This window comes from Pseudomonas khavaziana (assembly GCF_019145205.1).
Classification (GTDB): Bacteria; Pseudomonadota; Gammaproteobacteria; order Pseudomonadales; family Pseudomonadaceae; genus Aquipseudomonas; species Aquipseudomonas khavaziana.
In genome coordinates, this window is record NZ_JAHSTT010000006.1 from 211,267 (window position 1) to 224,386 (window position 13,120).

The window sequence follows — 13,120 nt, forward strand, 5'->3', positions numbered from 1 at the left end:
TCAAAAGCAGATCAAAAGCAGATCAAAAGCAAAAGCGGCTCGCTACGCATCGTGGTTACCGTCGGCTGCCACACAGTTGAGCTGGTATTGCGCATTCATCGCAGCCAATTGCGCCTATTGGAACGCAGCCAGATCCTTTTCGGCGAGGATGCTGATGTTGCGTCGTTGCATCTGGATCAGTCCGCACTCGACCAGGCGATGCAAAATCCGCGAAAAGGTTTCCGGTTGAATCCCCAACTTCGACGCCACCAGGCGTTTGGATACCTGCAAGACAATCTGTCCGGTAACCGGGTGGCGTTCCTGGAGCAGAAAACTGATCACCCGACGGCTCGCGCTCGCCATGGTCAAGGTGTCGATGTCCCGCAGGCGCAGGTGCAAATGGACGCTCATGCTCGCCAGGATAGCCAGGCAGACTTTCGGCTGGTCTTCCAGCGCCTTGCGGTAATGGTGGCCCTCGATACTGACCAGCACGCTGTCCTTGAGGGCGGTGCCGCTGACCGGGTAAAGCCGGGCCTGGCTGAAGAGCAGGGCTTCGGCGAAGGTCTGGCCGGGTTGAATGATTTCCACCAGGTTTTCCTGGCCTTCGCCGTTGAGGCGGTAGAGTTTGATCTGGCCGCTGACCAGCAGGAAAAAGCGCTTGGCCGGATCGCCCTGGTACATCAGCGTGGCTTGGCACGGCAGGCGCTTGAGCATGGCCAGGCCGCAGACTTGCTCGAAAACGTTCTCCGGCAATTGGCTGAACAGATGATGACGACGCAGCGTTAAGACGATGGAAGGGTGGGTCAGCATGGCGTACCTCCGCTGACGGTCATTGTAGAGCGCGCAGGGGGGTTGACCTATGCCTCTGCCGGCCTACCTCCAAGGAGGCATGCCTCAGCCTGTAATGCGCAGATGCTCCATGGCCCACACCGCCGCTTCGACCCGTGAACGCAAGCCGAGTTTGTGCAGCAGGTTCTTGACGTGGACCTTGACCGTTCCTTCGGTGATGCCCAGCTTGTGTCCGATAACCTTGTTGCTGTAGCCGCTGGCGATGGTCTTCAACACCTGGCGTTCACGCTCGGTCAGTTCTACCACCGCTTGACGCGGCGGTGAGCGCAACGCCTGGGCCATGACCTGCGTCAGGCCAGGGCTGATGACCAATGCGCCTTCGAGGGCATCGCGGATGTACTGGATCAGCAGCTCGGGCTCCATGTCCTTGAGCAGATAACCGTCGGCATCCAGGCGCAGCGCATCGCGAATGTCGTCTTCGGCATCCGACACGGTAAACAGCAGTACCTTGCCGGTGTAATGCATGGCCCGTAATCGACGCAGGGTCTCAATGCCATTCATCTGCGGCATGTTGTTGTCGAGTAGTACCAGGTCCGGTTGCAGTGGCTCGATCAGGGTGAGTGCTTCTTCGCCATGGTTGGCTTCGCCGACGATCAGGAAATCATCTTCGAGTTCAAGCATCTGGCGAATGCCGTGACGCATCATTGGATGATCGTCTACCAGCAGGATTCTATGGTGGGGGGACGGGGTCATGCGACGCTACCTTCTGTTTGCCGTTCGAGAAACTCGGGATGAAACTCCAGTTGGACGCGGGTCCCTTGCGGCGTCCTGGAAATTATCTGCAACTGGCCGCGCAGGCTGCGCGCACGTTCATCCATGATGTTCAGGCCGTGGTGTTCGCGTTGGTCGACAGTGCCGCTGAAGCCGCGCCCGTCATCTTCGACCGAGAGCCTGACGGTTTCGCCGTCCTGGCGCAGTTGCAGCCAGACGTTTTGCGCATGGGCATGGCGCAGACAGTTGGAAAGCGCCTCGCGGGTGATCTGCAAGATGTGGATTTGCTCGCTGGCGCAGAGCTGGAAGGCCAGCGCATCGACGTGCAGGTGGACCTTGAACTCGCCGCGACGGGAGAACTCCTCGGCGGTGTCCTTGAGCTCCTGCACCAGGCCTGCATCATTGATCTGCAAGCGAAAAGTGGTCAGCAGTTCGCGTAGCTGGCGGTAGGCATTGTTCAGGCCCTCGCGCAACTCAGCGGTGACGGTTTCCAGGGTTTCGACCGGTTCGCCGCGGCGCATCAGGGTTTGCATGCGGCTGACTTGCAGCTTCATGTAGGACAGGGCCTGCGCCAGTGAATCGTGCAATTCGCGGGCGATGATCGTGCGCTCTTCAAGGAGCAGCAGGCGATGGTCCTGTTCCCGTTGGCGTTTGAGCGAAAGCGAGGTGCCGATCAGGTTGGCGAGGGCCTGGATCAGTTGGGTTTCCCAGGCTTGCGCGGGATGGCCGTCGACAAAGTGGGCCTTGAGCTCACCCAGTTCGCTGCCCTGGTTGCTGATGCTGAAGGTTTGCGGGCTGGTTTTGTGGTGTTTCTGGCACGTGGCGCAATCGCTGCTGGCGCAGACATCCCGACTGTCGGCGCCGTGCAGGGCGAGTAATTGCTGGGCCGGTGCCTGCAAGTGTCCTTGCAGGCACAACGACAGCGCAAGCCGGGCAGGCGTTGCTGGAAGCGCCGGATCAACTCGTCCAGCCCCTCGGCATTGGCCAGGCGCGTGGCCAGGCTTCGGCTGCTTTGATAGAGCAGTTCCAGCGCCGCGTTGGCTTGCTGCAGGTTCAAGGTTTTTTGCTGGACCTGGCTTTCAAGCGTGCGGTGCGACTCCTCGATCGTCTCGGCCATGGCGTTGAAACTGGTGGCCAACTGGCCCAGTTCGTCATGGGACTGATGGTTGACCCGCACCTGGAACTCGCCGCGACGAAAGCGCTGGGTGGCGGCCACCAACTCTTGCAGCGGCGAGACGACGCCATACTGCAGTTCGTAAAGCCCGAGCAGCAAGACGATCAGCGTAGTGAACAAGGCCAGGCCTTGAATGACCTGTTGCCAGCCTTGCTTTTGCTCGCTCTGGCGCTGGAGCAGGCTGACGAACTGGTTCAGTTGTTCGACGAAGGGCAGGGCCATGGCCTGAAAAGCACTTGCATCGCCACGTTGAAGTGCCGGGTGCAAATCATCCTTCCAGCGTTGCTGGATCTGCCCATAGCTGATTTGCAAATCGGTGGTCGGGCCATCTTCCAGCACCGCCTTGAGGGAATGGCTATTGAGGCGGGTTTGCAGGCTGTCAGTGATGGCAGCGATTTCTTCGCGGGGAGCGCCAGCGGCCAGTTTCCAGCTCAGGTGGTAAGTCTCCATGCGCACCGAGCCAGCGGTATTGATGGCGGCGGCATCGCCTTGGCTGAACCAGGCGATCAATCCGGCGCTCAACGAGCTGGCCAGGGCGAGGATGGCGATGAGAATCACCGCCAGCCCGGCGCGAGCGGGCAGGGAGCTGCGCAACCAGCGCATCATCAGCGCTGATCCTGGGCAAAGCCACGAAAACTGAGCATACGGCGTCCCGGAACACGGTTTTGCATCCCGTCCCGGGTGCGCTACCTCTAAAGAGTTGCCGACCGCTCCCTGTCAGTAAAGGTGGGGCTGTAAAACCTTAAGAAGCTGATAAATAAAGGCTTTCCAGGTGTCCATGCACTACCTCCTTAGAGGTAGACAGGCTAAGCATAGGCCTATGCCCCCTTGGGCTTCGTTGACATGGGTCAAGTTTTTGCAGGGTTGGCGTCTCTAGTCTGCCGGCATGGCTAGCTGACTGGAGAACATTGTGACCCAACCCCGTGTACGACAAGGCTTGGTGCTTGGCATGAGCACACTGGCCTTCACCGTGTGTTTTATGGTCTGGATGATGTTCGCCGTGCTCGGCGTGCCGATCAAGGAACTGCTCCAGCTCAACGAAACGCAATTTGGCCTGCTGGCCGCCACCCCGGTGCTGACCGGCTCACTGGCGCGTCTGCCCCTTGGCCTGCTCACCGACCGCTTTGGCGGGCGCAGCGTGTTCCTGGTGCTGATGCTGACCTGCGTCGCACCGTTGTACCTGATCAGCCACGCCACTGCTTACTGGCAGTTCCTGGTGCTGGGCCTGTTCGTCGGCCTGGCCGGCGGCTCGTTTTCGGTGGGGATTGCCTACGTCGCCAAATGGTTCGACAAAGAGAACCAGGGCTTCGCGATGGGCATCTTTGGCGCCGGCAACGCGGGGGCTGCGGTGACCAAGTTTCTCGCGCCGGCCCTGATCGCCGCGGGTAGCTGGCAACTGGTACCGAAAGTCTTTAGCGCCATCCTCTTTGTCACGGCATTGCTGTTCTGGTTTCTCAGTGCAGAAAACAAGGACCACCGCAGTGCGACCGGCGCCAGTTTGCGCGAGCAATTGAGCGCCCTGAAAGACCCTGCGGTGTGGCGCTACTGCCAGTACTACTCGATCGTCTTCGGCGGCTATGTGGCCCTCGCATTATGGATGACCCAATACTACGTGCGCGAATACGGTTTCAGCCTGCAAAGCGCCGCGTTGCTGGCCGCCTGTTTCTCCCTGCCCGGCGGTGTATTGCGTGCCGTCGGCGGCTGGATGTCGGATCGCTGGGGCGCGCAAAGCGTGACCTGGTGGGTGTTATGGGTCAGTTGGATCTGCCTGTTCCTGCTCTCGTACCCACAGACCCAGCTGCAAGTGCAGTCCATCAACGGCCCGGTCAGTTTCCACATCGGCCTCACTCCTACGCTGTTCACCGTGCTGCTGTTTGTCATGGGCATCGCCTTCGCATTCGGCAAGGCCTCGGTCTTCAAATACATCGCTAATGACTACCCGCAAAACATGGGCGCGGTGTCGGGCATTGTCGGCCTCGCGGGCGGCCTCGGCGGCTTCGTGCTGCCGATCCTGTTCGGCGCCCTGGTGGACCTCACCGGCGTGCGCTCTTCCTGCTTCATGTTGATGTACGGCGTGGTCTGGGTCTCCCTCACCTGGATGTACTTCAGCGAAATACGCAAGCGCCCGCTGCTGGGCAAACAGCCGCCAGCGACGTCGTCCCCGTTTTCCAGCATTGCCCAAGGAGAAGAACATGTCCGTTCTGCAAAAGCCTGACAAAGGCCCGGTCATCCATGACTGGCGCCCCGAAGACCCTGCGTTCTGGGGAAGCAGCGGCAAACAGACCGCCACCCGCAACCTGTGGATCTCCATTCCTGCACTGCTGCTGGCCTTTGCGGTGTGGATGGTCTGGAGCACGGTGATCGTGCGGTTGAACGCCATCGGCTTCAGCTTCACCACCGACCAGTTGTTCTGGCTGGCGGCATTGCCGGGGTTGTCCGGGGCGACCCTGCGCGTCTTCTATTCGTTCATGGTGCCGATCTTCGGGGGTCGGCGCTGGACCGCCGTGAGCACCGCGTCACTGCTGTTGCCGTCGATCTGGATGGGGCTGGCGGTGCAAGACCCGAGCACCTCGTACAGCGTATTCGTGTTGATCGCCTTGCTCTGCGGCTTTGGTGGCGGCAACTTTGCCTCGAGCATGTCCAACATCAGCTTCTTCTATCCCAAGTCTCAGCAGGGCACAGCCCTTGGTCTCAACGCCGGGCTCGGCAACCTGGGCGTTTCGGTGATGCAGTTCTGCGTGCCGCTGGTGATTACTTTTGGCGTGTTCGGTTTCCTGGGCGGCCAGCCGCAAGTGCTGCAGGACGGCGCTCAGTTGTGGTTGCAGAACGCCGGGTTCATTTGGGTGCCATTCATTGTGTTGGTGACGGTGTTGGCCTGGTTTGGCATGAATGACCTGTCCAGTGCCCGCGCCTCGTTCAGCGAGCAGGCGGTGATCTTCAAGCGCAAGCACAACTGGTTGATGTGCTGGTTGTACCTGGCGACCTTCGGTTCGTTCATCGGCTTCTCCGCGGCGTTTCCGCTGCTGATCAAGACCTCCTTTCCGGACGTCATCGCCTTGAAATTCGCGTTCCTCGGCCCGCTGGTCGGCGCATTGGTTCGTCCGTTGGGCGGCTGGCTGGCGGACAAGCTCGGCGGCGCGAAAGTGACCCTGTGGAACTTCGTGCTGATGATCGTGATGGTCTTCGGTGTGCTGCACTTTTTGCCCCAGGACGGATCAGGCGGCAACTTCTACGGTTTCCTCGGCATGTTCATGCTGCTGTTCATCACCACCGGCGTGGGCAACGGCTCCACCTTCCGGATGATCCCGGTGATCTTCCGGACCCTGCATGAAAGATCCGCTGCTGGAAAACCCGCCGCCGTGCGCGAACAAGCGCTCAAGGATGCCGGCAAGGAATCGGCGGCCGTCCTGGGTTTCAGTTCGGCCATGGGCGCCTTCGGTGCGTTCTTCATTCCCAAATCCTTCGGCACTTCGATGGCCCAGACCGGCGGCCCGGAGATGGCCTTCTACATGTTCGTCGGCTTTTACCTGAGCTGCATCGTGGTGACCTGGTGGTGGTACGCGCGCAAAGGCGCCGCGACACCCTGCTGAGTCGAGCCCGAATCCAACCATTGCGTGGGCGGGGCACAGAACCCCGCAGCAAGCCTGAGAGGTGTACACCGTGAGTCATTTACTGGACCAATTGCGGTTTTTCAATCGCAAGCAAAACGAGTTTTCCGACGGTCATGGAGAGACCCGCAAAGAGTCTCGCGACTGGGAAAACGTCTACCGTTCCCGCTGGCAGTACGACAAGATCGTGCGCTCCACCCACGGGGTGAACTGCACCGGGTCCTGCTCGTGGAAAATCTACGTCAAGAACGGCTTGATCACCTGGGAAACCCAGCAGACCGACTACCCGCGCACCCGCAACGATCTGCCTAACCATGAACCCCGTGGTTGCCCGCGTGGCGCCAGTTACAGCTGGTACATCTACAGCGCGAACCGGCTCAAGTACCCGAAAATCCGCAAGCCGTTGCTGAAGCTGTGGCGCGATGCGCGCCAGACCCTGGCGCCGGTCGAAGCCTGGGCGAGCATCGTCGAGGACAAGGCCAAGGCCGAGTCCTATAAAAGCAAGCGCGGCATGGGTGGCTTCATTCGTTCCAACTGGGAAGAAGTCAACGAGATCATCGCGGCGGCCAACGTCTACACCATCAAGCAATATGGGCCCGATCGCATTGTCGGCTTCTCGCCGATCCCGGCCATGTCGATGGTCAGCTACGCCGCCGGCTCGCGTTACCTGTCGCTGATCGGCGGCGCATGCCTGAGCTTCTATGACTGGTACTGCGACTTGCCGCCGGCTTCGCCGATGGTCTGGGGCGAGCAGACCGACGTGCCGGAATCGGCCGACTGGTACAACTCCAACTACATCATTGCCTGGGGCTCCAACGTCCCTCAGACCCGGACCCCGGACGCGCACTTCTTTACCGAAGTGCGTTACAAGGGCACCAAGACGGTCGCCATTACCCCCGACTATTCGGAAGTCGCCAAGCTCACCGACCTGTGGCTGAACCCCAAACAAGGCACCGATGCGGCACTGGCGCAGGCGTTCAACCATGTCATCTTCAAAGAATTCCACCTCGACAAACCGAGCGCCTATTTCACCGAATACGCCAAGCGCTTCACAGATTTGCCGGTACTGGTGCTGCTCAAGCAAATGGTCGACAAGGCACCGGGTGCAGGCTATCAGCCGGACCGTTTCCTGCGCGCCAGTGACCTGACCGACAACCTCGGCCAGGAAAACCACCCGGAATGGAAAACCATCGCCCTCGACGTCAACGGCGAACTGGTGTCCCCTCAGGGGTCCATCGGTTATCGCTGGGGAGAGAAGGGCAAGTGGAACATTCTTGCCCGTGAAGGTGGCGAAGGTCGCGAGATCGATCTGAAACTGAGCCTGATGGGCGATGACGTCGCCGAAGTGGCGTTCCCGTATTTTGCCGGTGAGTCCCACGAACACTTCCAGCACGTCGCCGGCGATGCCGTGCAATACCGCCGGGTGCCGGTGCATAACGTGGTGCTGGCCGATGGTAGCGTCGCTAAAGTGGCCACGGTCTTCGACCTGTCGGCGGCCAACCTGGCGATTGATCGTGGCCTGGGCGGCGAAAACGTCGCCAAGGATTACGACGACGCCTCGGTGCCCGGCACCCCGGCCTGGCAGGAGAAAATCACCGGCGTGAGCCGCGAAAAAGCCATCCAGATCGCCCGTGAGTTTGCCGACAACGCCGACAAGACCAAGGGCCGCTCGATGATCATCGTCGGCGCGGCGATGAATCACTGGTACCACATGGACATGAACTACCGCGGGCTGATCAACATGCTCATGCTCTGCGGGTGTGTCGGCCAGACCGGTGGCGGTTGGGCGCACTACGTCGGCCAGGAAAAACTGCGTCCACAATGCGGTTGGCTGCCCCTGGCGTTCGGCCTGGACTGGAACCGTCCACCGCGGCAAATGAACGGCACCAGCTTTTTCTACGCCCACAGCTCGCAATGGCGCCACGAGAAAATGAGCATGCACGACGTGCTCTCGCCGTTGGCCGATAAATCCCAATTTCCCGAACACGCCCTGGACTACAACATCCGCGCCGAACGGGCCGGCTGGCTGCCCAGCGCGCCGCAACTCAATACCAACCCGCTGCACATCTGCCGCGATGCGGCCGCCGCCGGCATGGACCCGAAAGACTATGTGGTCAAGTCGTTGCAGGACGGTTCGCTGCGCTTTTCCTGCGAGCAGCCGGACAGCCCGGTGAACTTCCCGCGCAACATGTTTATCTGGCGTTCCAACCTGCTGGGCTCCTCGGGCAAGGGCCATGAGTACATGCTCAAGTACCTGCTCGGCACCAAGAACGGCGTGATGAACGAAGATATCGGCCAGGTCGGCGACTGCAAACCCGAAGAAGCCGAATGGGTTGACGAGGGCGCCATCGGCAAGCTCGACCTGGTGACCACACTGGACTTTCGCATGTCCTCGACCTGCGTGTATTCCGACATCGTCTTGCCGACCGCGACCTGGTACGAAAAAGACGACATGAACACCTCGGACATGCACCCGTTCATCCACCCCTTGTCGGCCGCCATCGACCCCGCGTGGGAGTCGCGTTCCGACTGGGAAATCTACAAGGGCATTGCCAAGGCGTTTTCCAGCATGTCCGAAGGGCACCTGGGCGTCGAACAGGACCTGGTGACCCTGCCACTGATGCACGACAGTGTTGGCGAACTGGCTCAGCCGTTTGGCGGCACCGACTGGAAAAGTGACGGAGTGGCGCCAGTGCCAGGGAAAAACGCACCGAACCTGCATGTGGTCGAGCGTGATTATCCGAACATCTACAAGCAGTTCTCGTCCCTGGGGCCATTGCTGGAAAAACACGGCAACGGCGGCAAGGGCATCAACTGGAACACCGAAGACGAAGTGAAATTTCTCGGTGAGCTGAACCACCACGAAGGCGATGCCGGCATCAGCCACGGTCGGCCGAAAATCGACACGGCCATCGACGCTGCTGAGGTGATCCTGTCCCTGGCGCCGGAAACCAACGGCCAGGTTGCCGTGAAAGCCTGGGCCGCGCTGTCGGAATTCACCGGCATCGACCACAGCCACCTGGCGCTGTCCAAGGCCCACGAGGCGATACGTTTCCGCGACATCCAGGCCCAGCCGCGCAAGATCATTTCCAGCCCGACCTGGTCGGGTCTCGAAGACGATCACGTCAGCTACAACGCCGGCTACACCAACGTGCACGAGGCGATCCCATGGCGCACCATCACCGGCCGCCAGCAGTTCTACCAGGATCACCCGTGGATGCAGGCGTTCGGCGAACAGCTGATGAGTTATCGCCCACCGGTCAATACCCGCACCATCGAAGGGGTGAAGGGCAAGCGCAGCAATGGCGAGATCGAGATCGTCCTGAACTGGATCACCCCGCACCAGAAATGGGGTATCCACAGTACCTACAGCGACAACCTGCTGATGCTGACCCTCAGCCGTGGCGGGCCGATTGTCTGGCTCTCGGAGAATGATGCGAAAAGCGCCGGTATTGAAGACAACGACTGGATCGAATGTTTCAACGTCAACGGTGCGCTGACTGCCCGTGCGGTGGTCAGCCAGCGGGTCAAGGACGGCATGGTGATGATGTACCACGCCCAGGAACGAATCGTGAACGTACCCGGTTCCGAAACCACCAAGACCCGTGGCGGCCACCACAACTCGGTGACCCGCGTCGTGCTCAAGCCGACCCACATGATCGGTGGCTACGCCCAGCAAGCCTACGGTTTCAACTATTACGGCACCGTCGGCTGCAACCGCGATGAGTTTGTCGTGGTGCGCAAAATGTCCAAAGTCGACTGGCTCGATGGTTCGTCCGGTGATGACCTGCCGCGTCCGCTGCCGACCGATATCGAGGAGAACTGAGATGAAGATTCGCTCACAAATCGGCATGGTTCTGAACCTGGACAAATGCATCGGTTGCCACACGTGTTCGATCACCTGCAAAAACGTCTGGACCAGCCGCGAAGGCATGGAATACGCCTGGTTCAACAACGTTGAATCGAAACCGGGCATCGGCTATCCGAAGGAATGGGAAAACCAGGACAAGTGGAAGGGCGGCTGGATTCGCAACGCCAACGGCACGATCAACCCACGCATCGGCGGTAAATTTCGCGTATTGGCGAACATTTTCGCCAACCCGGACCTGCCGAGCCTCGACGACTACTACGAGCCGTTCGACTTCGACTACCAGCACCTGCACACCGCTCCGCTGGGCGAGCACCAGCCCACCGCGCGCCCGCGTTCGCTGATCTCCGGCAAACGCATGGAAAAAATCGAATGGGGCCCGAACTGGGAAGAAATCCTCGGTACCGAATTCGCCAAGCGTCGCAAGGACAAGAACTTTGACAAGATCCAGGCGGACATCTACGGCGAGTACGAAAACACCTTCATGATGTATCTGCCGCGCCTGTGCGAGCACTGCCTCAACCCAACCTGCGCGGCGTCGTGCCCCAGCGGGGCGATCTACAAGCGCGAAGAGGACGGTATCGTCCTGATCGACCAGGAAAAATGCCGTGGCTGGCGGATGTGCATCAGCGGCTGCCCGTACAAGAAGATCTACTTCAACTGGAAAAGCGGCAAATCCGAGAAATGCATCTTCTGCTACCCGCGTATCGAAGCCGGGATGCCGACGGTTTGCGCCGAAACCTGTGTCGGCCGTATCCGCTACCTCGGGGTGCTGCTGTATGACGCCGACCGTATCAGCGAAGTCGCCAGCACCGCCAACGAGCAGGACCTGTACGAAAAACAACTGGAGATCTTCCTCGATCCGAACGATCCGGCGGTGATCCGCCAGGCCTTGGCCGATGGTGTTCCGCAGTCGGTGATCGACTCGGCGCAACGCTCGCCGGTCTACAAGATGGCGGTGGACTGGAAGCTTGCGCTGCCGCTGCACCCGGAATACCGCACCTTGCCGATGGTTTGGTATGTGCCGCCGCTCTCGCCGATCCAGAACGCCGCCACCGCCGGCACCGTGGGCATGAACGGGGTGATCCCGGATGTGGACAGCCTGCGCATTCCACTCAAGTACCTGGCCAACCTGCTGACGGCGGGCGATGAAAAACCGGTCAAGCGTGCGCTCAAACGCTTGCTGGCGATGCGCGCCTACAAGCGTTCCGAGCAAGTCGATGGCGTGCAGGACTTGCAAGTGCTGGCGGATGTCGGCTTGAGCGTGGCCCAGGTCGAAGAGATGTATCGCTACCTTGCGATTGCCAACTATGAAGACCGCTTCGTGGTACCGAGTGCGCACCGCGAAGACGCCATGAGCGACGCCTTCGCCGAACGCTCCGGTTGCGGCTTCAGTTTCGGCAGCGGTTGCAGCGGCAGTTCCGACACCAACCTGTTTGGGGCGAAGAAAGCCAACCGCCGCGACATCCTCAAAACCGTGCAGGTGTGGGAGCAATGAGCATGCAAATTCTCAAAGTGATTTCGCTGCTGCTCGACTACCCGACCGAGGCACTGACTGGCGGTCGCGACGAACTGGAACAAGCGATTGCCCAGTCCCGGGAAATCAGCCCGACGCAACGCGGCGCATTGTTCGAGTTGCTGGAACTGATCTGCGCCAATGACCTGATGGACGGGCAGGAGCACTACGGTGCGCTGTTCGGCCGCGGGCGCTCGCTGTCGCTGCTGTTGTTTGAGCACGTGCACGGTGAGTCCCGTGACCGTGGCCAGGCGATGGTCGACATGATGGCCCAGTACGAAGCCGCCGGTTTTGCCATTGGCGTCAAGGAGCTGCCGGACTTTATCCCGCTGTACCTGGAGTTCCTTTCGACCCGCGAAGACATTGAGGCCCGCGAAGGCCTGGCGGATGTGGCGCATTTGCTGGCCTTGCTGGCGGCGCGCCTGGAGGAGCGTGAAAGCGCTTACGCCAGTTGCTTCCGGGCGTTGCTGCAGATCGCCGGGGCCGAGCCCCATCAAGCGGTGGCTGACCTGCGCGAACAGGTCGCCGCAGAACCGCGCGATGACTCCCTCGAAGCCCTCGACAAGATCTGGGAAGAAGAGGCCGTGGACTTTCTGCAAGCCGAACAGCAGGACCGTTGCAGTTCGCTGCCAAGCGCGCCGGGCAAGGCCCGGGAAGAAAGCGCGGTGCCGCTGCACTGGGTCGATTTTCAGCATGAAGGGCTGGCCGCTGTGCCAGCCAAGGAGGTGGGTAATGTCTAAATGGAATCTTTTGCTGTTCGGGGTTTACCCTTATGTGGCCCTGGCGATTTGCCTGCTAGGCAGTTGGGCACGCTTCGATCTGTCGCAGTACACGTGGAAGGCCGGCTCCAGCCAGATGCTCAACCAGCGTGGCATGCGCGTGGCGAGTAATTTTTTCCATATCGGCGTGTTGTTCGTGCTGGCCGGGCACTTCGTCGGCCTGCTGACGCCGGCATCGGTCTACCACCATGTGATCAGCACGCAGAACAAGCAGTTACTGGCGATGGTTTCCGGTGGGGTCTTCGGCCTGTTATGCCTGGTGGGGTTGCTGATGCTGATCAAGCGGCGGCTGACCGACCCACGGGTTCGCGCCACTTCCAGCCCGTCGGACATCTTGGTCCTGCTGGTGCTGCTCGCGCAATTGCTGCTCGGCCTGCTGACGATTGTCGCGTCCACCGAGCACATGGACGGCTCGGTGATGGTGATGCTCGCCGATTGGGCGCAGAACACTGTGCTGCTGCGGCCAATGGAAGCGGCGGCGTCTATCGCGCCCGTCGGGCTGACCTACAAGCTGCATGTGTTTCTCGGCTTGACCTTGTTCGTGCTGTTTCCCTTCACCCGTCTCGTACACATGATCAGCGCACCGGTCTGGTACTTGGGGCGTCGCTATCAAATCGTTCGGCAGAAATTCTGAGG

General features: G+C 60.5%; 8 protein-coding genes and 1 pseudogene. 6 read left to right on the forward strand and 3 right to left on the reverse strand.

All coding sequences use genetic code 11. The features are described from left to right. Positions 1-114: 114 nt before the first annotated feature. The 3 genes and pseudogenes from KVH01_RS16885 to KVH01_RS16895 all read right to left on the reverse strand — a co-directional run bounded on the left by KVH01_RS16885 (position 115) and on the right by KVH01_RS16895 (position 3,319). Positions 115-789, reverse strand: a complete 675-nt coding sequence (locus tag KVH01_RS16885; protein ID WP_057025439.1) for a Crp/Fnr family transcriptional regulator — start codon at positions 787-789, stop codon at positions 115-117. An 84-nt stretch (positions 790-873) separates the two neighbouring features. Next, positions 874-1,521 (reverse strand): two-component system response regulator NarL, encoded by a 648-nt coding sequence (gene narL / locus KVH01_RS16890; protein WP_057025438.1) that lies wholly within the window; start codon positions 1,519-1,521, stop codon positions 874-876. After that, positions 1,518-3,319, reverse strand: a pseudogene (locus KVH01_RS16895) (histidine kinase). The gene narL and the pseudogene KVH01_RS16895 overlap by 4 nt, the downstream one beginning before the upstream one ends. A 304-nt stretch (positions 3,320-3,623) precedes the next feature. Between KVH01_RS16895 and KVH01_RS16900 the strand changes: the two are divergent. The 6 genes from KVH01_RS16900 (at position 3,624) to narI (ending at position 13,118) form a co-directional block, all read left to right on the forward strand. Continuing rightward, positions 3,624-4,928 (forward strand): MFS transporter, encoded by a 1,305-nt coding sequence (locus KVH01_RS16900; RefSeq protein WP_043051184.1) that lies wholly within the window; start codon positions 3,624-3,626, stop codon positions 4,926-4,928. Continuing rightward, positions 4,906-6,303 (forward strand): NarK family nitrate/nitrite MFS transporter, encoded by a 1,398-nt coding sequence (locus KVH01_RS16905; protein ID WP_057025436.1) that lies wholly within the window; start codon positions 4,906-4,908, stop codon positions 6,301-6,303. Before KVH01_RS16900 ends, KVH01_RS16905 begins: the two co-directional genes overlap by 23 nt. A 70-nt stretch (positions 6,304-6,373) precedes the next feature. Further along, positions 6,374-10,147, forward strand: a complete 3,774-nt coding sequence (locus tag KVH01_RS16910) for a nitrate reductase subunit alpha (protein WP_217882156.1) — start codon at positions 6,374-6,376, stop codon at positions 10,145-10,147. 1 nt (position 10,148) lies between these two features. Beyond that, entirely contained in the window at positions 10,149-11,687 is a 1,539-nt protein-coding gene (gene narH, locus KVH01_RS16915) for a nitrate reductase subunit beta (RefSeq protein ID WP_043051186.1), read from the forward strand. 2 nt (positions 11,688-11,689) lie between these two features. Beyond that, on the forward strand, positions 11,690-12,445 hold the full coding sequence (gene narJ / locus KVH01_RS16920; protein ID WP_198719063.1) for a nitrate reductase molybdenum cofactor assembly chaperone: 756 nt from the start codon (positions 11,690-11,692) through the stop codon (positions 12,443-12,445). After that, the gene (narI, locus tag KVH01_RS16925; protein WP_057025435.1) at positions 12,438-13,118 is read left to right on the forward strand and encodes a respiratory nitrate reductase subunit gamma; all 681 of its coding nucleotides are present in this window, start codon (positions 12,438-12,440) and stop codon (positions 13,116-13,118) included. The genes narJ and narI overlap by 8 nt, the downstream gene beginning before the upstream one ends. The last annotated feature ends 2 nt before the right edge of the window (positions 13,119-13,120 follow it).

Bases quoted from the DNA above. Each gene is read 5' to 3' on its own strand.
- KVH01_RS16885 (WP_057025439.1), bottom strand. From the start codon at position 789: ATGCTGACCCACCCTTCCATCGTCTTAACGCTGCGTCGTCATCATCTG.
- narL (WP_057025438.1), bottom strand. From the start codon at position 1,521: ATGACCCCGTCCCCCCACCATAGAATCCTGCTGGTAGACGATCATCCA.
- KVH01_RS16905 (WP_057025436.1), top strand. From the start codon at position 4,906: ATGTCCGTTCTGCAAAAGCCTGACAAAGGCCCGGTCATCCATGACTGG.
- narH (WP_043051186.1), top strand. From the start codon at position 10,149: ATGAAGATTCGCTCACAAATCGGCATGGTTCTGAACCTGGACAAATGC.
- narJ (WP_198719063.1), top strand. From the start codon at position 11,690: ATGCAAATTCTCAAAGTGATTTCGCTGCTGCTCGACTACCCGACCGAG.
- narI (WP_057025435.1), top strand. From the start codon at position 12,438: ATGTCTAAATGGAATCTTTTGCTGTTCGGGGTTTACCCTTATGTGGCC.